The following is a 23,191-nucleotide window of genomic DNA, read 5'->3' on the forward strand; positions in this document are numbered from 1 at the left end:
GTGCGCCCGGGCACCGGAAGACCTCCGCACCCCGGTGGAACGGCCTCAGGCCGCCATGCGGGCTCCGGCACGCCACAGCCTGCCACTCCTCGTCTCCGGGGCGGCCGCCCCGTCACCCCTGTCCTTCCCCTCGCCCGCGGCCCCGTCCGGCTCCGGGCCGCCCGCCCCGTCCGCGTCGGCGGACCCGGTGGACCCGTCGCCCTCGACGTCCCCGGCCACCGCCTCTCCGGCGGAGCCAACGGCCCGCTCGGCGACGATCCCGGCCGGCGTCTCCCCGCCGCGCGCCGCCGCCCCGTCCGTGTGCTCCCGCGGCTCCCGCGGCTCCCGCTGCGACGGCGACTGCGCGGGCTCTTCCACCGGTGCCCCGCCCAGCGCCCAGTCGTGGGTCCCCCGGTCGAGCTCGCTGCGCTCCTCCGCGCCCAGCGACGGGGCCGTCCCGCCCCGCTGCGGCTTGCTGAAGCTTCCCAGGCCCCAGCGGAGGTCGTGTCCGAGGGAACCGGCCTCCACCTCCGCCATGAACCGGCGCTCCCCCTCATGGACGAACTCCCGGATGCGCAGCCGTCCGTGGACGACGATCGGCTGGCCCACGTGGACCGACTGGGCGACGTTGTCAGCCAGCCCCCGGAAGCACCGGACCCCGAAATAGGTCGTCTCGCCGTTGCGCCACTGCTGGTTCTCCCGGTCGAAGTAGCGGTTCGTCGAGGCCACCTTGAGCGAGGTGACGCGTGATCCGTCCGGGAAGGTGTGCTGGCGCGGCGGGGCCGCGACGTTGCCGGTGAGCGTGACGTGGATGTCGTTCATCGTGCCTCCCATGAGAGCGGGCGGACTGCCCGCGGCATGGAAGACACGATGGCCCGCGCGGCCTGGGTCGCGGGCCTCCGCCGAGCGCGCTGTGGACGAGTGGACGCGGCGCGGGCGGACCTGTGGACGACCGCCGGAGATCAGCCGCGTACGGCGCGCAGGGCCGCGTAGAACTCGTTGTACCGGGCCAGTTCGCGCTCCACCGGCTCGATCACCATGCTCTCGGCCAGCGCCGCGACCCTGCGGCGCATCTCGCGCTCCAGCCTCTCGCGCTCGCCCGCCGCGCCCAGCACCACGAAGTTCCGGCTGGCCACGGCGGTGAGGAGACCCAGACCGAGAACGGAGAGCAGCATCAGGACGACCCACGGCAGCGCGGCGGCGTCACCGAAGAACGCCAGGCCCTCCGGGATCTCCCCCACCGCGAACACCCCGTAGGCCAGGGCCGTGCCGACCCAGGCGACACCCGCGACGAAGAGCAATACCAGGGTGTACTGCCAGGCGAGCAGGGCCCGCCACCAGGCGGGCACCCGGTCCAGGCGGGGGGCGATCTCCGTCAGCTCCTCCGACAGCGCCTTCGGCAACTGCGCCGAACGGGAGCGCGCGGCGTCCCGGACCGCGTTCCTCCAGGCTTCGTGCATGCCCGTGGTGAGGCCGTCCGAGAGGGCCTGGACCGCGTTGTCCACCTCCGCGGGCTGCGCGCTCACCGCGCCGCCGCTCAAGCCCCGGATCTCGTCCCGCAGGTCGCCCAGGCGCAGGCTGTCGAGCGGGTCGGGCCGGAGCTTCGTGATCCAGCGGGCGTACGGCCAGCCGACCCATTCGGCCGACCGCACGCCGTACACGTTCTCCATCGCCTCGCCGACGGCCGGCACGCCGACCGCGTCGCAGAGCGCGTCGGTCAGCCCGATCCGGCGGGCGTCGTCGACGGAGGCGGGCGAGGAGGGGACGCCTTCGGCGGGCATCGCCTTCGCCAGGCGCCGGACCAGCCGGTCGAGGTCCGCCTCCAGCCGCTGGATCGCGGCCCGGCGCCGGACCACGGCGTCGGAGAGGACGGCCCTGAGGTTGTCGACGCCCCTGCCCGTGGTCGCGGAGGTCGTCACGATGACGGGGTTCTCGAGCCCTTCGCGGCGGAGCAGGTCCTCCAGGTCGGCCACGCACTCGGCCAGGTCCTCGGGACTCAGCCGGTCGACCTGGTTCAGCACGAAGACCGTCACCGCGTCGTGCCCGGCCAGTTCGGTCACGTAGCGGCGGTGGGTGGACGCGTCGGCGTACTTCTGCGGGTCCAGCACCCAGACGACCAGGTCGGCCACCTGGATCAGCCGGTCGGCCTCGGTGTCGGTGAGCGCCCGGATGGAGTCGTGGTCGGGCAGGTCGAGCAGGACCAGGCCGTGCAGCCCGCTCTCGCCCTTGTCGAGGGCACTGGCCCTGGCGAAGCGGTGCCGCCACTGGATCTGCAGCCAGTCGAGCAGCGGCCCGGCGCCCTCCAGGCCCCAGACGCACGCGTGGGTGCGCGCCGTGGTGGGCCGCCGCACCCCGGTGGGCGACAGCTCCAGCCCGGATACGGCGTTGAACAGCGACGACTTGCCGCTGCCGGTGCCTCCGGCGAGGGCGACCACCGTGTGGTCGGGGGAGAGCTTGAGCCGGTCACCGGCGCGCAGCAGCAGCTGGCCCGCCTCCGTGAGGACCTTGGGGTCGACTCTGCCCGGTCCCAGCTCCACGATCCGGGCGATCGCGGCGAGCCGGCCGCCGAGTCCCTGCCGCGTCTGGACGGTGCCGATGGTGCCGGTCATCGCCGCCACCGCCCCTCGTTCGCGGTACGGCCCGCGGCCGGCCCGGGAACCGCCGGCCGGGCGGACGTCCGGGCCCTGCGCTCCCGGCGGGCCTCACCGGCCGTCATGACGGATGCGCACACGGCGGTTCCGGCGCGCGCGGCGCGGGACTCACTCCTCATCGGGCGACCTCAAGGTTGTACATTGCCTGGTAGAGACGGGTGGCTGCGGATTCGTCGGGGACGCCCGCGCCGTCGAGGGCCTGGACGTAGCGCCAGACCTCGTCGTCGAACAGCGTGCCGATCCGGGTGCGGAGATCGCTGCGGGCCTTGGCGCTGATGTTGCGCAGGGACTCCGCGCCGAGCAGTGCGTGCAGCAGCCGCTGCGGCAGGGCGCTCTTGCCGGCGACCTCGACTTCGGCGGTGCCGTAGCCGAACATCCCGATCGCGAGGATCGCCGCGAGGGAGTCGGCGTCGAACGAGACCAGCCTGGCCACCGACCGCTTGGTCACGCCCTCCGTGCGGATCAGCCCGACGAGGTGGTCCTGCCAGGCGGCCACGGCCCGGCCTGCCCGGCGCGGCAGGTCGTCGGAGGGCTCCCCGAGACCCGGCACCGCGGCCAGGGTCTCCCCCGCGCCGGGCCGGTTCAGCCAGCGCGCCACGGTCTCCTCGGCGGCGCGCTGGGCGGCCGAGACCACGACCGCCTCCAGGCCGTTCCGGAGCGCGGTCTTCAGCGCGCTGAGCCGCTCGGGGCCCTGGTGGCTCGCCTTCCCGGCGAACCGGCCGGGCTTGCGCAGGTGCAGGGTCCGCATGAGGTCGCCCGACCCGATGAAGTCCTGCCACCGGGCCAGCACCTCCCCGCGGAGCAGGGAGCCGTTCCTCGTCGCCTCGTCGATCTCGGCCATCGCCCCGCCGTACGCGGCGTCCACGTCGCCCCGGAGCTCGGCGCGCAGGGCCAGCTGGACCTCCAGCTGCCTGGCCAGGGCGGGGACCCGGGCCCGGAAGCTGTCGAGCACCCCGGCCAGCGTCGCCTGTACGGCCTGCGCCCGCCGCCGGTCGTCCACCGACAGCTCGGTCAGCCAGAGCCTGAGCTCGGTGACCTCGTGGTCGGGCAGCATCCCGTCGGCGGCCTTGCTCTCGTTGATGACGAAGCGGTCCACCTGGCCGAGGCCGTACTCGGTGAGCATGCGCACGAAGTGCTTGGTGACCACCTCGCGCGACCTGGCCGGGACCCGGGAGAGCACGATCGCCAGCCGGGCGCCGCGCTCCTTGGCCAGCCGGAGCAGCCGCCAGGCCGGGGCGTCGGCGTAACGGGCCGCCGTGGTGACGAAGATCCACAGATCGGCCGCGTCGAGCATACGGTGGGCGATCTCGTGGTGCGCCTCCACCACGGAGTCGATGTCGGGGGTGTCGAGCAGTGCCACGCCCGGAGGCAGCCGCTCGGTGGTGACGAGCACGAGCCCGTCCGTCCCCGTCCCGGGTTCGGACGCCTCCCTCCGTTCCAGGCCGCCGAGCAGGCCGCCCTCGGCGAACCACTCGTGGTCGTCGGGGTGGCAGGCGAGGACGGGGGTCCCGGTGGTCGGCCGGCGGACGCCGGTGGGGCTGACGTTGGCGTTGGCCAGGGTGTTGAACAGGGTGGACTTGCCGGCGCCGGTGGAGCCCGCGACGACGATGAGCGCCGGCGCGGTGCTCATGTGGATCCGGGGGATCACGTAGTCGTCGAGCTGCGCCAGGATCTCGGCCCTGGCCTTCCTCGCCTCCTCCACCCCGGGCAGGTCCAGGCCGAAGGCGAGATCCGTGACGCTGTCGCGCAGCGCGGCGAGCGCGCCGGTCAGCGCCTCGGAGACCTCGTCGGGCAGCGGCTTGTCCTGAACCCGGCCCTCGGGGGCCGCGTCGCCCTCCTCCCCGGACCCGTCGAGGTCCGCGACCACCACCACGGCGTCGTCCTCGTCCGGGCCGTCCGCTCCGCCGAAGTCGTCCGGGTCTGCGGCACCCTCCAGGTCGCCGGGGTCACCGGAGCCGTCCAAGGCGCCGGGGCCGTCCGGGTCGGCGGGGTCATCCTCGTCGCCGGGGCCGGCCTGATCCGCGTCGGAGGAGTCCGCCTCCCTGGAACCCCCACCCTGGGAGTCCTCGTCCCCGGAGTCCCCGGAGCGCTCACCCTCGGAGTCCTCGTCCCGAGAACCCGCGTCAGCGGAACGCCCGCCCCCGGAAGCCGCGTCCCCGGGACGTCCTTCGGCGGAGGGCGTCCCGGCGGTCTGCCCGCCGTCCGCGCCGGGATCGGCGGGTGGATCTCCGGCGTCCTCCGCCTCCGCGGCACCTGCGGGCACGCCCTCCTCGTCGGCACGGATCGCCTGGAAGGTCAGCGTCTGTTCCCCCGGGCTCTCCGCACCGCCCGGGAAGGCGCCCTCCGGCTCCTCCTCGCGGGCGACGCCGAGCCGGGGGCCGTCCTCGGCCGCCGGGTGCACTGGCTTGTCGGCAGCCGATTTCACGGAACCCGCTCCGCTCGAACCATCTCGACCTCCTGGCCGACTTTCACGACGTCGCCGACGATCACGATCGCCGGTGGCCGAATCCCAGCCGCGGTCACACGCTCCGCCACGCTGGACAGCGTGGCGTGAAGAGCACGCTGGGTGGGAAGAGTACCGTCCTGTACCACCATTACGGGAGTTTCCGGCGAACGTCCCTCACGGATCAGGGTTTCGGCGATCACCGCGATCCGCTCGACGGCCATCATGAGCACCAGCGTTCCCGCCGATCGGGCCAGGTTCGGCCAGTCGACCGTGGACCTCTCGTCGCCCGGCGGGACGTGCACCGAGATGACGTGGAACTCCTGGCTCACCCCGCGGTGCGTGACGGGCACGCCCGCCGCGGCGGGCACCGCGACCGGGCTCGTGATCCCCGGGACCACGACGACCGGGATCCCCGCCCGGGCGCAGGCGAGCATCTCCTCTCCGCCCCGGCCGAAGACGAACGGGTCGCCGCCCTTGAGCCGGACGACGAACCTGCCCTTCCGGGCGTGCTCGACCAGCAGCTCGTTGATCTTCTCCTGAGCCAGGTAGCGGCCGTAGGGGATCTTCGCCGCGTCGATCAGCTCGACGTCCGGCGAGAGCTCGTCGAGCAGGGCCTGCGGGGCCAGCCGGTCGGCCACGACGACGTCGGCCTGGGCGAGCAGCTGCCGCCCGCGGACCGTGATCAGACCGGGATCGCCCGGACCTCCTCCGACCAGCGCGACGCCGACCGGCTTGGTCCGGTTGCGCCGGGCGTCGACGGTGCCGTCGCGGAGCGCCGCGACCACGGCGTCCCGGATCCCCGCCGCCCGCCGGGGGTCGCCGCCCGCGGTGATCGCCACACCGATCTCGTCCACCCGGCCGCTGGCCGGGGTCCACGCCGCCGACGCGTCCTTGTCGTCGGCGCGCACGCACCAGATCCGCTTGGCCTCGGCCTCGGCGGCCACCGCCGCGTTCACCGCCCTGTCGTCGGTGCAGGCGTGCACCAGCCAGGCCCCGTCCAGGTCTCCCACCTGGTACGGCCTGGCCTCCCAGGTCACGCGACCGGTCGCGATGAGGTCGTCGAAGGCGTGCGTGACGCTCGTGGAGACGACGGTGACCAGGGCACCGGCGTCGAGCAGGGCGGGCACCCGCCGCTGGGCGACGCGGCCTCCCCCCACGACGAGCACCCGCCGCCCGGAGAGACGCAGGCCGAGCAGATAGGGCGACGACATGACGACAGATCTCCCGTTCACGACGAATGGTGAAGCGCGTGCGTTAGGAGGTAAACCTACCGGCTCCCGGCTCGTCGTTTGCTTCCACCTTGTTAACAACGGTGAAGAAGGGCTGTGATCGCCGCCGACCGGCGTCCGGCCGACGGCTCCCGCAGGTCAGGCGCCCTTCTCGGTGACCCCCGCCGAGTCGAAGGTGGCCACCTCGTGCATGACCCGGACCGCCGCGCACACGAGGGGATGGGCCAGCAGCCCGCCGGTCCCCTCGCCGAGCCGGAGCTCCAGCTCGACCAGGGGACGCAGGCCGAGATGGGCGAGCGCGAGGGCGTGGCCGGGCTCGGCCGAACGGTGCCCCGCCACGCAGTGGTCCACCGCGTCGGGGGCGAGCGCCGCGGCGGCCAGGGCGGCCGAACCCGCGATCACCCCGTCCAGGATGACCGGCACCCGCAGCGACGCGGCCCCCAGGATGAACCCGGCGATCGCCGCGTGCTCCAGGCCGCCGACGGCCGCGAGCGTCCTCAGCGCGGACCCGGTGAGCACGTCTCCCGCGGGCGGCCCTCCGGGGCTCACGGGCCCGGCCACCACGTCACCGTCCGGAGCCCGCCCGTCCCCGGCGTCCCGCGACCGTCCGCCCGCCGGGCCGGCCAGGCCGTTGGCCAGCAGCGCCCGGCGGACGACCTCCACCTTCCTGGTGAGGGTCTCGTCGTCGACCCCGGTCCCCCTGCCGGTCGCCTCGGCGGCGTCCCGGCCGGTGAACGCGCAGATCAGAGCGGCGGAGGCGGTGGTGTTGGCGATGCCCATGTCCCCGGTGACCAGGCAGCGGGCCCCCTGGTCCACCAGGCGGCGGGCGACCGCGATGCCGGCCTCCAGTGCGGACACGGCCTGCGCCGGAGTCATCGCCGGGCCCTCGGACAGGTCGGCCGTGCCGTACGCGACCTTGTCGACGATCAGGTTCGGCGCCGGGGGCAGGTCGGCGGCGACGCCGACGTCCACGACGGTCACGGTGGCGCCGACCTGGGCGGCGAAGGCGTTGGCCACGGCGCCGCCGGCCAGGAAGTTGCCCACCATCTGCTGGGTGACCTCCTGCGGCCAGGGGCTCACGCCCTGGGCGTGGACACCGTGGTCGGCGGCGAAGATGGCCAGCGCGGCGGGGGCGGGGATCGGCGGCGGGCTGGCGGCCGCGGCGCCGGCGAGCCGTACCGCCACCTCCTCCAGCGCGCCCAGCGCACCCCGGGGTTTGGTCAGCCGGTCCTGGTGGGCGCGCGCCTCGGCGACGGCCTCCGGGTCGGCGGGCCGGATCGCTGCGAGGGTCTGCTCAAGGATGGTCATGCCATCAGTGTCCCGGAAAGCCCCCGCGAAGTCCCCGCGAAGTCCCGCAAAGCCCTCATGCGGCTCTCGTGCGGTGTCCTCGCAGGGGTTCCCGGAGTCCTCCCGAAGCTCCCGCGACGCCCTCCGGCGCCCTCGCGAAGCTCCCTCGGCGCCCTCCGGCGTCCTCGCGGCGGTCAGTGGGAGGCTCTTTCGAGCGCCTCCTCGTAGCGCTCGACGACCACGTCGGCCAGGCCCTCGCAGTCGCCGATCACCTCCGCGCAGCGCACGTCCAGGTCGGGGTGGCCCGCGGCGTAGGCCATGGCCTGACCCCAGACCTTCTCCAGCAGGCCTCCGGCGAACAGCAGGTAGGGCAGCACGATCACCCGCCGGGCCCCGAGACGGCGGCAGCGCTCGATCCCGCCGGGGACGCCCGGCCGGGCCAGTGAGGCGAAGGCGGTCTCCACGGTCATGTACTCGTGGGCGTGGGTCTCCCAGAACAGGCGCGAGACCCCGTGCACGTCGGCGTTGACCATCGGGTCGCCGGAACCGTCGCCGACCAGGACCACGGCGGTCTCGCCTAGCCCGATCTCCTCGGGTTCCTCGTCGAGGAGTCCGCCCCCCGCCGCGACGAGCCGGAGCCGGGGCACCTCGGCGGCGGCGTCGGCCAGCCGCTCGGCGAGCAGCGACAGCAGGCGCGGGTCGCAGCCCAGGGGACGGCCGTAGTCGCAGGCGAGCGTCGGGTGGATCTCCTGCTCCCGGGCCATCGCGGCGGCGATCTCGGTGCCGGTCCGCAGGTCTCCCGCCAGGCTCAGCGGGAGCGCCACCATGCGGTGGTGCCCGCGTGCGACCAGCGAGGCGATCGAGTCGCTGAGACGCGGCCTGGCCTTGGCGATGTAACCGCCGGAGACGTCGGCGGCGGTCCTGTCGAGGCGGCATCGGAGCCGGTGGACGAACCTGCCGAACTCGGCGGATCCGCCGTCATCGAGTGAGCCCTGCCCGATGAGCAGCAGCGGCGGCTTCATGTGAGGAGGACTCCAATGACCTTGACCTGGGATTACGCAACGGCGACTGGCGAGGATATCCGATGATGGTTCATCCCGGACAGGTCATGGAGTGATGATCTTCTCCAGGTCTCGGCCGGCGGCGCACACGACGAAGATCGGCCCGGAGGCGGGAGCGCGGTGGCCCACGCCGTCCCCGCCGGTCTCCGCTCCGTGCCCCTCCTCGCTCTCCCCGCCGGTCTCCGCTCCGTGCCCCTCCCCGGCCTCCCCCCGGTTTCCACCGGCCGTCCGGGACGCCTCGATCCGCACGATCTCGACCCGGTAGCCGTGCTCGCGGAGGACCTCCAGCACCGCGTCGGCCTGCTCCGCCGTCCTGAGCGCGCAGACCAGGGACCGCGGTCCCCGGGCCGCGCACGCCGCGACCGCCTCGACTCCGCCTCCGCCGACGAAGACGGCGTCCGGGGCGGCCAGGGGCTCCAGGGCCGCGGGCGCCCGGCCCCGGGTCAGCGCGACCTTCACCCCGTGGGCGATGACGTTGCGGCGCAGCCGGGCGCAGGCCTCCTCCTCGGGCTCCACCGCCACCACGGCCGCACCGAGCAGGGCGCACTCCACGGCGATCTCCCCGCCGCCCGCGCCGACGTCCCAGACCAGGTCCCCGAGCCGGGGGCCGAGCCGGGCCAGCACGAACGCCCGGACCACGGGATCGAGCCCCGCGCCCGCGAAGTCCCGCGCCCACCCCGGGGGACCGGGCCGGGCGCCGGCCGCCCACGCGGGCTCGTCCGGGCCCCGGTGCAGCGGGTCCAGGACGAGCACCACCTCGGGGTTCTTCCACGGCCGCGTGGTGGCCTCGCCCATCCGGCTGTGGGTGATCCGCTCGTCCGGGCCGCCGAGGTCCTCGCAGACGATCAGGGCTCGGGGGGTGGTGGGGGCCAGCTCCCTGGCGATCTCGGCGGGCCCTACTCCGGGTGCGGCGAGCACGGCGACCTTGTGGTGGGCGCGGCAGGCGTTCGCCACCCGGTCGAGCCGCTCGCCGGTCACGACCAGGGCGTCCTCCCAGGCCAGCCCGGCCCCGGCGAAGGCCCGCGAGACGAGGGAGGGAGCGGGGAGCACCTCCGGGACGACGCCGTGCCCGCGCAGTTCCGCGACCGCGCCGAAGAACCCGGGATCTCCGGCGGCGAGCACGACCAGCCGCCCGCCGTGCTCCCGGTGGGCCTCCACCGCCCGGCCGAGCGGCCCGCCGACCACCCGGGCCCCGTCCGGCAGCGGGCGGACGCGCTCCAGGAGGCGGTCGGACCCGGCCAGCACGGTCGCCTCCTCCAGCCTGGCCCGCGCGAGCGGGGACAGCGCCCGCCCGTCGACCCCGACAACTGTGATCATCGATGCTCACCGTCCTCGCCTCCAGAGTGCCGATCGCGCGGCGATCAGGCCAGAGCGGTTCTCGGATGGCGGTCACGTTCTCCCCTCCTCGCGGAATGCGCAGGTCAAAGACGGCCGCTCCGGAAGCGGCCCGGATGTTTGCCCCGGAGCCGCCGGGTATGGGTGTGGATTATCCGCAGCTGAAAGGGGTGGCTCCATATGGAACGCGGAAGCGCCAAGCACGGTTCGCGACTGGACGAGCAGCAGAAGCACGAGACCCAGGGGATGACCCGCAGTGGAGGCACCACGCACGCCGAGGAGTGGAAGGAGCCCGAGCCCATGCCGGCTCCGGGCGAAGGCGGCCTGTCCCGGTCCGCGTCCCGGCCCTCCGACCGCGAGCCGGGTGCCCCGCGCGGCATGACCCCCGCGGACGTGGAGCGCCGCGGCAACCTCGCCAAGTGGATCAGCGGCACCGGCGTGTTCCCCGCCGACCGCGACACCCTGCTGGCCCGCGCCCAGGAGCAGGGCGCCCCGGACTCGGTGGTCTCCGCCGTCCGGTCGCTGCCGAACGCGACCTTCACCAACATGGCGGACGTGGCGCAGGCGCTCGGGTACGGCACCGAGGACAAGGACCAGGGCTGACCTGCGGGCCTCCCCCTCGCCGCCCCGTTCGCGAGGGGGAGGCCCGCCCTCGCCCGCCAGGGCTCCCGCTCTCACCGCTCCTCCCCCCGCTGAAGGCGGGCGCATCCGTCTCTCCCGTCCGAGGACTCCGAGGACGGGGTATCCGCGCTGAGGAGTGCTGATGAAACTGGACATGCTCCGATCCGTGTACGACCGCGAGGGGCCGTTCGCCTCGGCGTACCTCGACACCGACCGCGCCGTGGAGCAGGGCGGCGACCAGGTCCGGCTGCGCTGGGAGGCGCTGAGCGAGCAGCTGGCCGGCGCGGACAAGGCGACCCTGTCGGCCCTGGAGAAGCTGTTCACCGACGTGAGCGCGGCGGCGCCGGGCCGCGCGGCCTTCGCCGCGGGGGGCGAGATCCTGCACACCGAGGCCCTGGCGGAACCGCCCCGCAGGGCGACCGCCCGCTGGTCGGCGCTGCCCCACGTCATGCCGCTGCTCGCCCAGCGGGGTGAGAACGTGCCGCACGTGCGGGTGGTCATCGACCACCTGGGCGCGGACGTGATCACCGTCGGTTCGGGGGCGCCCCGCCGTACGGCGGTGCAGGTGCAGGACTGGCCGCATCAGAAGACCGCGCAGGGCGGATGGTCGCAGCGGCACTACGAGAACAACGTGGAGGAGACCTGGGCGCGCAACGCCAGAGCGGTCGCCGAGGCGGTGGACGAGGAGGTCCGCCGCGTCGGAGCCGAGCTGGTGATCGTGGCGGGCGACCCGCAGTCCCGGCCGCTGCTCCAGGACAGCCTCGGCAAGGAGGCCTCCGCCGTCCTGGTCACGGTGGACCACGGGAGCAGGGCCACGGGCAGTGATCCGCTCCCGTTCAACCAGGACGTGGAGTCGGTGATCGACTCCTGGCTGGACCGCAGGCGGGAGGAACTGCTGGAGCGCCATCGGGAGGGGTCCGCCAAGGAGCTGGCCGTCTCCGGACTGGCCGCCACGGCGTGCGCGCTGCGCGAGGGCCGGGTGGACACCCTGCTGCTCGTCGACCGGCCCGACGCGGACGGCCTGCTGTGGGTCGGCCCCGACGGGACGCAGCTGGCGGTGGAGCGCGACGAGATGCAGGAGTGGGGCGTGGCCGAGCCCTGGCAGGACCGCGCGGACGCCGCACTGGCCCGGGCGGTCTGCGCGACGGACGCCGCCCTGTGGTTCGTCCCCGAGCTCGACGCCCCCGACGGTGTCGGCGCCGTGCTCCGGTTCTGACCCCACGCCCTTCCCTCAACTCCGGGTCCGGCCGCCCGGGCCGCGCTCCCCGGGGTGGCCGCCGACGCCCGGCGGCCGGCCGTCAGCGGACGACGACGACCTCCAGCGTGCGCGGGCCGTGCACGCCCTCGACCCGGTCGAGCTCGATGTCGCTGGTCGCCGAGGGGCCGCTGATCCAGGTCAGCGGCCTGGCCGGGTCGAGGGCGGCCACCGCCTCGGGCACCCCCGGCACGATCTGCCCGGCCCGCACGAGGCACAGGTGGTAGTCGGGCACCAGGGTCAGCGCCCTGCGGCCCTGTCCCGGACCGGTGTCGAGCACGATCGTGCCGGTCTCCGCGATCCCCACGGCGCAGCCCGTGACCACCCCGCAGACGGCGTCCAGCTCGGCGGCCGACAGCGGCGGGTCGTCTCCCACGGCCCCGTCTCCCAGGTGCGCCCGCACGGCGTGCGCCCACTCCTCCGGCAGGCCCCCGGGCACGACGACGCGCTCGGCCGCCCGGCGGGCGAGCGCCGCCGTGATCGCCCCGGCGGCCTCCGCGGGTTCCACCACGTGGACGACGGCCCGGTAGTCGGTGACCCGTCCGGCGAACAGCTCCACCGTCCGCTCCCCCGCCGCGGCCGGGGCGGCCCGGGGCCCGGTGTGCGGGACGTCGGGCGCCCCGGCGACGGCCGCGCGGACGCGCGACAGGATGAGGTCGCGGGAGCTCATCGGGAGCCTCCGCCGGTGCGGGAGCTCATCGGGAGCCTCCATCGGTGCGAGGTCTCATCGGGAGCCTCCATCGGTGCGAGGTCTCATCGGGTGCCTCCGTCGGTACGGTCCCACCAGTCGCGGAAGGACTCGGCGGGGATGTCGGGAATGTCGCGGGTGTCGGTCCAGGCCGCCGCCGGGCCGGGCAGGCGTCTGGGGACGAACCGGCGCAGGCGGCCGGACAGGCGCTGGGCGCGGGCCAGCCGTACGGGGCGGTCGAGCACCCACCCGGCGGCGCGCATGGCCAGGCGCTCGGCGCGCGGGTGGGGCGCCTTGGCCCGCAGGTGGACGAGCACCTCGGGGATGTCGATGGCGACCGGGCACACCTCGTAGCAGGCTCCGCACAGGGACGACGCGTACGGCAGCGAGGCGTCCAGCTCAGCGGTCGCAGAAGCCGGCATGCGACTGCGGGACACAGCGGTCGCAGAAGCCGGCATGCGACCGCGGGACACAGCGGTCGCAGAAGCCGGCATGCGACCGCCGGGCGCCGGGGCCCCGGAAGCCGGCATGCCGCCGGGCGGTGCGGAGGCCCCGGAGTCCGTGCCGCGCAGCTGCGGGGTGAGGATGGCGCCGATCGGCCCGGGGTAGACGGAGCCGTAGGCGTGGCCGCCCACGCGCTCGTAGACGGGGCAGACGTTCAGGCAGGCCGAACAGCGGATGCAGCGCAGCGCCTGGCGCCCGACCTCGTCGGCGAGGACCCTGGTGCGGCCGTTGTCGAGCAGGACGAGGTGGAACTCCTGTCCCTCGGACGCACCGGTCCAGGTGGAGGTGTAGGGGTTCATCCGCTCGCCGGTGGAGGAGCGCGGGAGCAGCTGGAGGAAGACCTCCAGGTCCTGCCAGGTCGGCAGCAGCTTCTCTATGCCGACCACGCTGATCAGCGTCTCGGGCAGGGTCAGGCACATGCGGCCGTTGCCCTCGGACTCCAGCACCACCAGGGTGCCGGTCTCCGCGATCATGAAGTTGGCGCCGGAGACCGCGACCTTCGTCGACAGGAAGCGCTCGCGCAGGTGGAGCCGGGCGGCCTCCGCCAGGGCGCGGGGCTCGTCGGTGAGGTCCTCGGGCGCCGGCCGCCCCCACTCGGCCATCTTCTCCCGGAAGATCTCACGGATCTCCGCGCGGTTGCGGTGGATGGCGGGGACGAGGATGTGTGAGGGCAGGTCGTCGCCGAGCTGCACGATCAGCTCGGCGAGGTCGGTCTCGTAGGCGGTGATCCCCCGGGCGGCGAGCGCCTCGTTGAGGCCGATCTCCTGGGTGGCCATCGACTTGACCTTGACCACGCTGGTCTCGCCGGTGGCCTCGACGAGGCCGGCGACGATCCGGTTGGCCTCGTCGGCGTCGGCGGCCCAGTGCACCCGCCCACCGGCCCGGGTGACCGCCTCCTCCAGCTGGAGCAGGTAGCGGTCCAGATGGCGCAGGGTGTGGTCCTTGATCTGCCTGCCCGCGGCCCGCAGTTCCTCCCAGCCCGGCACTTCGCCGACCGTCGCGGCCCGTCTGCCGCGGATGGTGCGGGTGGCCTTGCGGAGGTTGAAGCGCAGCTGCGAGTCCCCCACGGCCCGTGCGGCGTTGCGGGGGAAGGCGGGCATGCCGAGGAAGGTGGCGCTCACCGCTCCTCCCCCGTCCGCCCGTGCGCCGCCGGGCCCGGCTCCGGCGGGGTGCCCGCGGCCGGGCCCGCAGGGGTCGCCCCGCCGGGCGCGGCGAGGGTCCGGGCGGCGGGTGCGGAGAGAGGCCGGGCGGCGGGCGCGGTGCGGGTCCGGGCGGCGGGTCCGGCGGGGGCCGCGGCGGTCTCACCGCCCTCGGTGGCGGCGAGGATCTCCGCCAGGTGCATGACCCGGATCCCGGCGCGCTGGCGTCCCAGGGCGCCGCCGATGTGCATCAGGCAGGAGTTGTCCGCCGCGCAGAGCACCTCGGCCCCGGTCGCCATGACGTTGTGCGCCTTGTCCGCGCACATGGCCGCGGAGACCGCCGGGTTCTTGACGGCGAAGGTGCCGCCGAACCCGCAGCACTCCTCCGCACCGGGGAGCGGGACCAGCTCCAGGCCCCTGACCTGCTCCAGCAGGCGGGTGGGGCGGTCTCCCAGCCCGAGCCCGCGCAGGGAGTGGCAGGTCGGGTGGTAGGTCACCCGGTGCGGGAAGCAGGCGCCGACGTCGGTGACCCCGAGGACGTCGACCAGGAACTCCGAGAGGTCGTGGACCTTCGGCACGAGCGCGGCCGCCTCCTCGGCGAAGGAGGGCGGCGCCGTCCGTCCGGCGGCCCTCCCACCGGCGCCCCGGGCGGTCCCGGAGGAGGCGGGGCGTCCGGCCGCCGCGGCGGTGCGGGCGAGCCGGGGGTACTGCTCGCGGACCATGGCGGCGCACGATCCGGAGGGCGTGACCACCGCGTCGTATCCGGCGAAGACGTCCGCGAAGTGCCGCGCCAGCCGGGTCCCCTCCTGCGGGTATCCGGTGTTGACGTGCATCTGGCCGCAGCAGGTCTGGGCCCGGGGGAAGTCGACCTCGCACCCCAGGCGGCGCAGCAGCGTCACGACCGCCCGGCCCGTGCCGGGGAAGAGGGTGTCGTTGACGCAGGTGATGAACAGGGCGACGCGCACGGCGCTCCTTCCGACCTATGGTCTGACCACAGTATGGTCAGACCATAGGTCCCGACAAGGACCACCCCACCACGGCGAGGGAGACGGCATGGGATGGGAGCCGGTCCGGCGCACCCGGGCGTTCGAGGACGTGATCGCCCAGATCGAGCGGCGCATCGCGGAGGACGGCCTCGTGGTCGGCGACCGGCTGCCGGGTGAGCGGCAGCTCGCCGAGCAGCTCCGGGTCGGCCGCTCGTCGGTGCGCGAGGCGCTGCGGGTGCTGGAGACGCTGGGCGTGGTCGCCTCGCAGGCCGGCCGGGGCCCCGACGCGGGCGCGGTGCTCACCGCCCGCCCCGCCGCGGCCCTCGCCGACCTGCTCCGGCTGCACGTGGGCCTGTCCAGCCTCTCCATGCGCGAGGTCGCCGAGACCCGGATGATGATCGAGCAGTGGGCGGTACGGCACGCGGCCGGGAACGTCACCCCCGGTCACCTGGACCGGCTGCGGGCGGCGCTGGCGCGGATGGACCGGGCCGGGAGCGCCGACGAGTTCGTCCTGCACGACGCCGAGTTCCACCTCACGATCGCCGAGCTGGCCGGCAACCGCCTGCTCGCGGCCACGATGCACGCCCTGCGCGCCACGGTGCAGCGCCACGCCGTCGAGGCCGTCGAGCGGCTCGGCGTCACCGACCCGCTCATGGACGACCACCGGCGGATCTACGAGGCGGTCGCGTCCGGCGACGCCGAGGAGGCGGCCGCCGCGATCGCCGACCACCTCACTCGCGCCTACCCGGACCTGCGGGATCCGGAGCACCCGCCGGGCCCGGCGGGTGCTCCGGGCTCCGCGGGCTGATCCCGGCCGGACCAGTCCTCGTCCCGCTCGGCGGCACGGCGCCGGGCCGCGGGCCGTACCGCCTGGGTCTCCGCCCGCCGCACGGGACCGGTCACAACGCGGAGCGGGGGAGGACGAAGCCCTTGATCTCCGGAGGCGGGACGGAGAACTCCGGCGGGGAGGCGGCGTCGGCGACGCGGCAGGACGCGCCGGAGCAGGCGACCAGGGCGTCGAGCCGGCGCTCGAACCGGGCGATCACCGAGCTGGGCACCCTCCCGGCCAGGTTGCGCAGCTGGTAGGGGTCGGAGGCGAGATCGTAGAGCTGGTGCTCTCCGGTCGCGTAGCGGACGAAGGTGTGCCGGGCGGTGCGCATCGCCTGGTAGGCCGGGATCCGGGCCGGAGCCGCGGGCTTCGCCTTCCCCGGCCGGTGGAACTCGACCAGCACGTTCCGGCGCCAGCCGGTCGGGGTCCGTCCGTGCAGCAGGGGGAGCAGCGAACGGCCCTCGACGAAGCCGGGCAGCCGGGCGCCGGCGAGTCCGGCGAAGGTCGGGGCGAGGTCCACGGTGGAGGCCACCTCCGTGACGGTCCGGCCGGGCTGGATCCCCGGCCCCCGGACGAACATCGGCACCCTGATGCTCTCGTCGAACGGGGTCGTCTTGCCCTGCCCGAGCCGGTGCTGCCCCAGGTGGAACCCGTTGTCGGAGCCGAAGAACAGGTAGGTGTCGTCCAGCTTCCCGGCCGCGCGCAGGCTCCGGACCAGGGATCCGACCATGTCGTCCACGCCGAGCATGGCCCGCAGCCGGTCGCGGTAGATCTCGTCGGTCCGCTCGATCCGCTCCGGGGTCAGCCGCTTGCGCGAGCGCAGCCACAGCGGCTCGGCGGCGACGTCCTCCTGGTCGAAGGAGGGCGGGCGCGGGGCCGTGTAGCCGGTGAAGGCGTCGCGGTGCCGGAGCGCGTGGTTGGCCGGCAGGTGCGGGGCGACCGGCGCGAGGTAGAGGAAGAAGGGGTCGTCCCCCCGTGAGACGAACGCGTCCGCCTTCGCGCTGAGCACGTCGGTCAGGTAGTCCTCGGGCGCGGAGCCGTAGGCCCTGACCCTGCCGTTCTCGTTCAGCGTGTAGCCGTACTCGTCGTACAGCCTGCGCACCGGCACGTGCCACTCGTCCCAGCCCCGGGGCACGTGGGTGGCGGGGGCGGGGCCCGGATAGTGGTTGAGGTACTTGCCCATCAGGCCGGTCCGGTAGCCGGCGTTCTGCATCCAGGTCCCTATCGTGGAACGTTCCAGATCATCCCGGTAGAACTTCCCGAACCCCCCCTTGGGGGCGGTGTTGGTCAGCACGCCATGACTGTGCACGTACTGGGAGCGGAGGATGGACGCGCGGGACGGGCAGCACCAGGAGTTGGGCACGAAGAACCTGCTGAAACCGGCGCCCGACCGGACGAACTCGTTCCAGATGTTCGGAAATTTCTCCAGATCTCCCATCCCCAGATCATCGACCAGGATCAGCACGACATTGGGGCGCCGAGGCGCCTCGGCCGCAGCCGGAACCGTGGCCGTGACCAGGATAAGCAGAGGAAACAGGCATAAAGCCTTACGGGCAGCGTTCAGCACAGTGTCACGTTTCCCCAAAGCCCCGATCTCGACACCGGGCCTTTCGCAAAGTGAAATAGAACGTGTTCCAATACGATGGCGCACCCGGACGAGAGGCCCGACCATGAGCACCGACCTGAAGCTCGGCCTGAACCTCGGCTACTGGCAGCGCGGCCCCGCCGACGCCACCGCGCTCGTCCAGGCCGCCGAGCGGCTGGGCTACGACTCCGTGTGGACCGCCGAGGCCTACGGCAGCGACGCCTTCACCCCGCTGGCCTGGTACGGCGCGCGCACCTCGCGGATCAAGCTGGGCACCTCGGTCGCCCAGATCTCCGCCAGGACCCCCGCGGCCACCGCGATGACCGCGATGACGCTGGACCACCTCACCGGCGGCCGGCTGCTGCTCGGCATCGGCGCGTCCGGTCCCCAGGTCGTCGAGGGCTGGTACGGCGTGCCGTTCGCCCGCCCCCTCGCCCGCACCCGCGAGTACGCCGAGATCATGCGCCGGATCTGGCGCCGCGAGGGGCCGGTGACCGCGGACGGCGAGCACTACCCGCTCCCGCTGCCCGCGCAGGGCCGCCCGGGGGTCACCGGCCTGGGCAAGCCGCTGAAGCTCATCACCCGCCCCCTGCGTCCGGAGATCCCCATCTACCTCGGCGCGGAGGGCCCCAGGAACGTCGCCCTGGCCGCGGAGATCGCCGACGGCTGGCTCCCCCTGTTCGCCTTCCCCGAGAAGATCGAGCAGATGTACGGGCCGTCGCTGGCCGCCGCCGGACCGGACTTCGACATCGCGGCCATGGTCCTGACGCTGGTCACCGACGACGTCCGGGCCGCCCTCGACGGGGTCAAGACGATGCTCACCCTGTACATCGGCGGCATGGGCGCCCGCGACCGCAACTTCCACGCCGACATCATCGGCCGGATGGGCTACGCCGACGCCGCCGCCGAGGTCCAGGAGCTCTACCTGTCCGGGCGGCGGGACGAGGCGTTCGCGGCCGTCCCCGACGAACTGGCCGACGGCATCTCCCTGGTCGGCCCGGCCGGGCGCATCCGCGAACGGCTGGAGGCGTGGCGCAAGAGCCCGGTGACCAGCCTCCTGGTCATGGGACTCGGCGACGAGCCCTCCCTGCGCACGGTCCGCGACCTGGTCCTGGGCTGAGGCGGCGCCGATGCCCGCCGCTCCCCCGGACCGGCGGGCATCGGCGCCGGGCACGGGGCGGATCAGCCCGGACGCAGAGCGGATCAGCCCGGACGTAGAGCGGATCAGCCCGGGCGCAGGGCGGATCAGTCCGGGCGCGGCGCGGGGTTCTCGGTGACCGAGCGGAGCACCGGGGCGCTCGCGGCCCCGGCGCCGACCACCCCGGCGAAACCCAGGAGCACGCAGGCGAGCAGGGTGGCCAGCCCGCCGGCGTCCAGCCCGGTGATCGCGAACGGGAGCGCGCAGAACAGGCCGACCGCGATCGAGCCGCCGCCCATGACGGCCAGCGGGATGAGCGTCTCGGCGCGCCGGGCCCGATCCAGGACCTGCAGCGGAGTGCCCGCCAGGCGGAGCAGCGCGTAGGTCTGCCGCCGGTCGAGGACGGAGGAGACGGCGGTGATCCCGGCGCTGACCACCGCGACCATGAACGAGACCGTGAGCACCACGATCGTCCCGGTGCCGATGTCGCCGATCAGCACGTGGCCGAACCGGTCGTCGTCGGCGGTGGAGGTCGCACGCCGGCCGGGGACCAGGCCGTCGAGCGCGGTGCGGGCCCGGTCGACCAGCGCCGCGTCCACCCGGACGTCCACCGGGGTGTCCGCCTTCCCCCCCTTCCCCGATTTCCCCGGTGCCGCCGCCCGGCCGCCGCCGAGCGCGACGACGAGCACCTTCTCCCCGCCCTCACCGGTGATCCCGGTCCCGGCGCGCACTCCCGCCGCGGTCAGCCGCTCGCGGGCCTCGGCGGCGACCGCGTCCGCCCGGGCCGCGGGGACGGAGAGGCGCAGCCGGGAGGCGTCGGCCTCGCCCAGCAGGTCGGCCGACGGGTTCAGCAGGACCACGAACCCCGCCACGAACCCGGTCAGCGCCACCCCGCTCACGGTCCGCCAGGCCGCCCTGGGGTCGTCCACCAGCCGCCGACCGGCCAGCAGCCGGGCGGGCCCGCGCGCCGTACCCGCGGTGATCCTGCCGATCAGGCCGACCACCCACGGGCCGGCCAGGTTGATCGAGAGGAAGGCCAGGCCCAGCACCACCGCGATCATCCCGCCGCCGCTGCCGACGCTGAGCGTGGGCACCACGGCCAGGACGGCCAGCAGCACCGCGACCCGGACGAAGCGCATGCCCGGCGGGGTCTCCCGCTTGGCCACGCCCAGCGGTCCGACCACGACCCGGCGCAGGCCGACCACCGCGGACAGGCCCACCAGCAGCGGCACGGCCGCCAGCACGGCGAGCGTGTACGGCACGCCCGGCCACAGGTCGGCGGCGAACCACGAGCCGCCGGCGATCTCGATCCCGGTGAGCGGCGGGATCAGCAGGACGTACAGGAGCGTCCCCGCGACCGCCCCGGCGAACGCGGTGATCACCGCCTCGGCGGCGGTCATCGCGACCACCTGGCCCGGGGTGGCGCCGACCAAACGGAGCGCCGCCAGGCGCTGGTCGCGCCGGGCCACGGTGAGCCGGGCCGCCGCGCCCCCGAACACCAGCAGCGGCACGGCCATCAGCACGCTCGCGATCAGCGCGAGGATCCGGTAGCCCTGCGCGTCGGGCGTCGGCTCCCCGGTGAAGTCCGAGATCCGGGTGGGCGCGACCTCGCCCCGCGGCTCGTCGGTCCCCTTCCCGGCCAGGACCGGGGAGTCCGGCGCCCAGCCCCGCACGGCGACCAGTTCGCCGGGATGGACCAGCGCCTCGTCCCCGACCGTCCCGCCGCGCCCGCCCGCGAACCGGCCGGCCAGCTGGTCGGCCGGGAGTCTGCGGGCGAGCTCGGCCAGGGCCGGGGAGAGCCAGACCTCGCCCGGTGCGGGGAAGCGGTCCAGCCCCGGAGGCGGCGGCGCCCCCGGCTCCAGCGCGGCCAGCTCCACGACCGTGATCCGCTCGTCGCGCACGTAGTCCACGCGGACGGACTGGACGGCCACCGCCCGCCCCTGCGCCGGGACCGGGTTGCGCCACGCCTCCCGGTCGCCCCGCCCCTCGAAGGCGAGGTTCGCGGAGACCGCGAAGAGCAGCAGCGCGGTGGAGACCGTCACCGCCACCGCGGTCAGGGCCGCGCCCAGCAGCCCCTTGCGGCCGCCCGCGCGCAGCAGCCGCCAGCCGAGTCCCAGCGCCGCCCTCACGCTCCCACCCCGGTCATGATCCGGCCGTCGCGGACCTCGACGGTGCGGTCGCACCAGCGGGCCACCTGCGGGTCGTGGGTGACCACCACCAGCGAGGCGTCGCCGCCCCGGGTCGCCTCCACCAGCAGGCGCATCGTGTCGTGCCCGGTGGTCTGGTCGAGCGCGCCGGTCGGCTCGTCGGCGAACACCACCGCGGGCCTGGTGACCAGGGCGCGGGCGATCGCCACCCGCTGGGCCTGCCCGCCGGACAGCTCACCGGGCCTCCGCTCCTCCATGCCGCCCAGGCTGAGCGGGCCGAACCACTCCCGCGCCCGCCGTACGGCGTCGCGCCGGGAGACGCCGCCCAGCATCAGCGGCAGCGCGACGTTCTCGTCGGCCGGGAGCTCGGGCAGGAGCTGGCCGAACTGGAAGACGAATCCGAACCGCGTCCGGCGCAGGGCGCTGCGCTCCCGCTCCCCCATCGTGTCGACGCGCTGCCCGAGCAGGCGCACCTCCCCCTCGTCCGGCTTCATGATCCCGGCCAGGCAGTGCAGCAGGGTCGACTTGCCCGACCCGCTCGGACCCATGATGGCCACGGCCTCACCGCGGCCGATCGCCAGTCCGACGCCCGCCAGCGCCGTCGCCGGACCGAACCGCTTGGTCAGGCCGTATCCCTCGAGGACAACAGAAGTCATGGGAGCACCCTCGCCCGTCCGAGGGTCCCGGCGGATCGGCCGAGCGTGCGATCCTCCGAGGTGCCCGATCGGCCGAAAGTCGGATGGATCGGAACGACCCGCCGCGCGGGGCTGGCAGAATCAGCCGGGTGACGATTCGGGTGCTCATCGCCGACGACCAGCAGCTGGTGCGGACCGGCTTCCAGATGATCCTGGACGCCCAGGCCGACATGGAGGTCGTGGCGACCGCCGCGGACGGCGCCGAGGCGGTCGAGCACGCCCGGCGGCTCCGGCCCGACGTGTGCCTGCTCGACATCCGGATGCCCCGGCTGGACGGTCTGGAGGCCACCCGGCTGCTGGCCGGCCCCGGCGTCCCCGACCCGATGCGGGTGGTCATCGTCACCACCTTCGACCTGGACGAGTACGTCTACGGGGCGCTGCGGGCGGGCGCGACCGGGTTCCTGCTCAAGGACAGCGGGCCGACGCTGCTGATCGAGGCGATCCGCGCCGCCGCCGCCGGGGACGCGCTGGTCTCCCCCTCGGTGACCGTGCGACTGCTGGAGCACCTGGCCCGCCCCCGGGAAGGGCGTTCCCGGCCGCTGGTCGAGCCGCTGACGGAGCGGGAGCTGGACGTCGTGCGGCTGGTGGCCCGGGGCCGGACCAACCAGGAGGTCGCCGCCGAGCTGTTCGTCTCGCTGTCCACGGTCAAGACGCACCTGGGCAGCATCCAGGGCAAGCTCGGGGCGAGAAACCGTGTGGAGATCGCCGCGTGGGCGTGGGAGTCCGGCGTGGTGAGTTGATTGGCGGAGGCGCTGACGGGATAGAAGAGAGTCAAGTCCTTCAGCGCATGCCGGGGGGAGATTCACATGCGCTCTGTCCCGCCGCCCAGCACGAGGCCCGCCTCGGCCGTCCAGGCTGCCCTCGTCCTGCAGATCTGCGCGGTCACCGCCCTCACCGTGTTCGAGCAGGCCCGCGGCGAGCGGCTGGCCCAGGAGATCGCGGCGCTCGGCGGCGATCCGCGCGCCCCCGGCGCGCAGGCCCTCGTCGGCCCGGTCACCGTCTTCGCCGTCCTGGTCATCCTGGTGGCCGTCACCACGGCCGCCGCGGGCGCCGCCCACCTCGTCTGGCTGGCGCGGGCCAGGCGGTACGCCGCGGAGACCGCCGGCGCCCCTTCCCGCCCCTCCTCCGGCGCCCCCGGGTCCCGCCCCTCTCCCGGCGCCCCTTCCCGTCCTTCCGCGGCACCGGTCCTGGCGGCCTGGTTCACCCCCGGGCTCAACCTGGTCGCCCCGCCGGTGCTGGTGGACCGCCTCTGGCGGGCCTCCCGCACACCGGCCGACCACCGCGCCTCCTGGCTGGCGCTGCTCGCCGCCTGGTGGCTGAGCTGGCTGGCCGCACTCGCCCTCCTCCTGCGGCTCTTCCTCTCCCCCGCCCCCGGGGCGGCGGACCTCACCGGCATCGGCCCGGTCGAGCTGGCCGTCGTGACCGTCTCCGCCCTGCTGTGCGGGGCCACGGTCCGGCGGATCACCAGGATCCAGACGGAGAGCGTCCTGCACCGCGTCCGCACGGCGGCCGATCCGGTCGGCTCGGAGGTCCAGGGGCTGGCCTACCAGGGCTTCTGACGCGCCCGACGCGGCTCTCCCCTCCCCCGCCGCCACCGGGCCGGGCGGCCTCCCGAT

General features: G+C 74.7%; 18 protein-coding genes and 1 pseudogene. 6 read left to right on the plus strand and 13 right to left on the minus strand.

Going from position 1 to position 23,191, the window contains the following annotated elements:
- Nucleotides 1-45 precede the first annotated feature (45 nt).
- The 7 genes from ssb to cbiE all read right to left on the minus strand — a co-directional run bounded on the left by ssb (nucleotide 46) and on the right by cbiE (nucleotide 9,970).
- Complete coding sequence (gene ssb, locus HS048_RS29550; protein WP_196469296.1) at nucleotides 46-801, minus strand: single-stranded DNA-binding protein; 756 nt, start codon at nucleotides 799-801, stop codon at nucleotides 46-48.
- Nucleotides 802-941: 140 nt separating this feature from the next.
- A complete protein-coding gene (locus tag HS048_RS29555) occupies nucleotides 942-2,588 on the minus strand; it encodes a YfjP family GTPase (RefSeq protein WP_068903713.1) in 1,647 nt (548 codons plus the stop codon).
- Nucleotides 2,589-2,745: 157 nt separating this feature from the next.
- Nucleotides 2,746-5,055, minus strand: coding sequence for a GTPase (locus HS048_RS29560; RefSeq protein WP_307832691.1), 2,310 nt, complete (start codon nucleotides 5,053-5,055; stop codon nucleotides 2,746-2,748).
- Nucleotides 5,052-6,287, minus strand: coding sequence for a uroporphyrinogen-III C-methyltransferase (cobA, locus tag HS048_RS29565; RefSeq protein ID WP_196469297.1), 1,236 nt, complete (start codon nucleotides 6,285-6,287; stop codon nucleotides 5,052-5,054). The genes HS048_RS29560 and cobA overlap by 4 nt, the downstream gene beginning before the upstream one ends.
- Before the next feature lie 156 nt (nucleotides 6,288-6,443).
- On the minus strand, nucleotides 6,444-7,613 hold the full coding sequence (locus tag HS048_RS29570) for a nicotinate-nucleotide--dimethylbenzimidazole phosphoribosyltransferase (RefSeq protein ID WP_068903608.1): 1,170 nt from the start codon (nucleotides 7,611-7,613) through the stop codon (nucleotides 6,444-6,446).
- A 173-nt stretch (nucleotides 7,614-7,786) separates the two neighbouring features.
- Nucleotides 7,787-8,614 (minus strand): sirohydrochlorin chelatase, encoded by an 828-nt coding sequence (locus tag HS048_RS29575; RefSeq protein WP_068903606.1) that lies wholly within the window; start codon nucleotides 8,612-8,614, stop codon nucleotides 7,787-7,789.
- A gap of 84 nt (nucleotides 8,615-8,698) precedes the next feature.
- The gene (gene cbiE, locus HS048_RS29580; protein ID WP_196469298.1) at nucleotides 8,699-9,970 is read right to left on the minus strand and encodes a precorrin-6y C5,15-methyltransferase (decarboxylating) subunit CbiE; all 1,272 of its coding nucleotides are present in this window, start codon (nucleotides 9,968-9,970) and stop codon (nucleotides 8,699-8,701) included.
- Between the two features lie 198 nt (nucleotides 9,971-10,168).
- On the opposite strand from cbiE, the gene HS048_RS29585 reads away from it, so the two are divergent.
- Together HS048_RS29585 and HS048_RS29590 are read left to right on the plus strand one after the other, a co-directional pair.
- Nucleotides 10,169-10,591: a DUF2795 domain-containing protein gene (locus HS048_RS29585; protein ID WP_068903602.1), complete on the plus strand. Its 423-nt coding sequence runs from the start codon at nucleotides 10,169-10,171 to the stop codon at nucleotides 10,589-10,591.
- A gap of 160 nt (nucleotides 10,592-10,751) precedes the next feature.
- Entirely contained in the window at nucleotides 10,752-11,825 is a 1,074-nt protein-coding gene (locus tag HS048_RS29590; protein ID WP_196469299.1) for a Vms1/Ankzf1 family peptidyl-tRNA hydrolase, read from the plus strand.
- A gap of 82 nt (nucleotides 11,826-11,907) precedes the next feature.
- Here the strand turns inward: HS048_RS29590 and HS048_RS29595 are convergent, their stop codons facing one another.
- The 3 genes and pseudogenes from HS048_RS29595 to HS048_RS29605 form a co-directional block, all read right to left on the minus strand.
- Nucleotides 11,908-12,534, minus strand: a complete 627-nt coding sequence (locus HS048_RS29595; protein ID WP_068903707.1) for an LUD domain-containing protein — start codon at nucleotides 12,532-12,534, stop codon at nucleotides 11,908-11,910.
- Between the two features lie 83 nt (nucleotides 12,535-12,617).
- A complete protein-coding gene (locus HS048_RS29600; RefSeq protein WP_196469300.1) occupies nucleotides 12,618-14,177 on the minus strand; it encodes a lactate utilization protein B in 1,560 nt (519 codons plus the stop codon).
- Between the two features lie 188 nt (nucleotides 14,178-14,365).
- Nucleotides 14,366-15,160, minus strand: a pseudogene (locus HS048_RS29605) ((Fe-S)-binding protein); the annotation flags it as partial.
- Between the two features lie 88 nt (nucleotides 15,161-15,248).
- Here HS048_RS29605 and HS048_RS29610 point away from each other — a divergent pair.
- The gene (locus HS048_RS29610) at nucleotides 15,249-15,989 is read left to right on the plus strand and encodes a FadR/GntR family transcriptional regulator (RefSeq protein WP_196469301.1); all 741 of its coding nucleotides are present in this window, start codon (nucleotides 15,249-15,251) and stop codon (nucleotides 15,987-15,989) included.
- 91 nt (nucleotides 15,990-16,080) lie between these two features.
- Here the strand turns inward: HS048_RS29610 and HS048_RS29615 are convergent, their stop codons facing one another.
- The gene (locus HS048_RS29615) at nucleotides 16,081-17,577 is read right to left on the minus strand and encodes a sulfatase (RefSeq protein WP_196469302.1); all 1,497 of its coding nucleotides are present in this window, start codon (nucleotides 17,575-17,577) and stop codon (nucleotides 16,081-16,083) included.
- 103 nt (nucleotides 17,578-17,680) lie between these two features.
- Here HS048_RS29615 and HS048_RS29620 point away from each other — a divergent pair, with 103 nt between their 5' ends.
- A complete protein-coding gene (locus HS048_RS29620; protein WP_196469303.1) occupies nucleotides 17,681-18,715 on the plus strand; it encodes an LLM class F420-dependent oxidoreductase in 1,035 nt (344 codons plus the stop codon).
- A 125-nt stretch (nucleotides 18,716-18,840) separates the two neighbouring features.
- On the opposite strand, the gene HS048_RS29625 is transcribed toward HS048_RS29620, so the two are convergent.
- Together HS048_RS29625 and HS048_RS29630 are read right to left on the minus strand one after the other, a co-directional pair.
- A complete protein-coding gene (locus HS048_RS29625; protein ID WP_230881924.1) occupies nucleotides 18,841-20,862 on the minus strand; it encodes an ABC transporter permease in 2,022 nt (673 codons plus the stop codon).
- Complete coding sequence (locus HS048_RS29630) at nucleotides 20,859-21,536, minus strand: ABC transporter ATP-binding protein (RefSeq protein ID WP_196469304.1); 678 nt, start codon at nucleotides 21,534-21,536, stop codon at nucleotides 20,859-20,861. The genes HS048_RS29625 and HS048_RS29630 overlap by 4 nt, the downstream gene beginning before the upstream one ends.
- Nucleotides 21,537-21,664: 128 nt before the next feature.
- On the opposite strand from HS048_RS29630, the gene HS048_RS29635 reads away from it, so the two are divergent.
- Both HS048_RS29635 and HS048_RS29640 read left to right on the plus strand, forming a co-directional pair.
- Nucleotides 21,665-22,315: a response regulator transcription factor gene (locus HS048_RS29635; protein ID WP_196469305.1), complete on the plus strand. Its 651-nt coding sequence runs from the start codon at nucleotides 21,665-21,667 to the stop codon at nucleotides 22,313-22,315.
- Nucleotides 22,316-22,381: 66 nt separating this feature from the next.
- A complete protein-coding gene (locus tag HS048_RS29640) occupies nucleotides 22,382-23,134 on the plus strand; it encodes a DUF4328 domain-containing protein (protein WP_196469306.1) in 753 nt (250 codons plus the stop codon).
- Nucleotides 23,135-23,191 lie beyond the last annotated feature (57 nt).

This window comes from Planomonospora sp. ID91781, assembly GCF_015711595.1.
In the GTDB taxonomy this organism is placed as follows: domain Bacteria; phylum Actinomycetota; class Actinomycetes; order Streptosporangiales; family Streptosporangiaceae; genus Planomonospora; species Planomonospora parontospora.

What these genes read in the sequence shown, in the direction of transcription:
- HS048_RS29595 (WP_068903707.1), bottom strand. Translation starts at nt 12,534, where the DNA reads ATGAGCTCCCGCGACCTCATCCTGTCGCGCGTCCGCGCGGCCGTCGCC.
- HS048_RS29590 (WP_196469299.1), top strand. Translation starts at nt 10,752, where the DNA reads ATGAAACTGGACATGCTCCGATCCGTGTACGACCGCGAGGGGCCGTTC.
- HS048_RS29585 (WP_068903602.1), top strand. Translation starts at nt 10,169, where the DNA reads ATGGAACGCGGAAGCGCCAAGCACGGTTCGCGACTGGACGAGCAGCAG.
- HS048_RS29620 (WP_196469303.1), top strand. Translation starts at nt 17,681, where the DNA reads ATGAGCACCGACCTGAAGCTCGGCCTGAACCTCGGCTACTGGCAGCGC.
- cbiE (WP_196469298.1), bottom strand. Translation starts at nt 9,970, where the DNA reads ATGATCACAGTTGTCGGGGTCGACGGGCGGGCGCTGTCCCCGCTCGCG.
- ssb (WP_196469296.1), bottom strand. Translation starts at nt 801, where the DNA reads ATGAACGACATCCACGTCACGCTCACCGGCAACGTCGCGGCCCCGCCG.
- HS048_RS29630 (WP_196469304.1), bottom strand. Translation starts at nt 21,536, where the DNA reads ATGACTTCTGTTGTCCTCGAGGGATACGGCCTGACCAAGCGGTTCGGT.
- HS048_RS29555 (WP_068903713.1), bottom strand. Translation starts at nt 2,588, where the DNA reads ATGACCGGCACCATCGGCACCGTCCAGACGCGGCAGGGACTCGGCGGC.
- cobA (WP_196469297.1), bottom strand. Translation starts at nt 6,287, where the DNA reads ATGTCGTCGCCCTATCTGCTCGGCCTGCGTCTCTCCGGGCGGCGGGTG.
- HS048_RS29640 (WP_196469306.1), top strand. Translation starts at nt 22,382, where the DNA reads ATGCGCTCTGTCCCGCCGCCCAGCACGAGGCCCGCCTCGGCCGTCCAG.
- HS048_RS29610 (WP_196469301.1), top strand. Translation starts at nt 15,249, where the DNA reads ATGGGATGGGAGCCGGTCCGGCGCACCCGGGCGTTCGAGGACGTGATC.
- HS048_RS29570 (WP_068903608.1), bottom strand. Translation starts at nt 7,613, where the DNA reads ATGACCATCCTTGAGCAGACCCTCGCAGCGATCCGGCCCGCCGACCCG.
- HS048_RS29575 (WP_068903606.1), bottom strand. Translation starts at nt 8,614, where the DNA reads ATGAAGCCGCCGCTGCTGCTCATCGGGCAGGGCTCACTCGATGACGGC.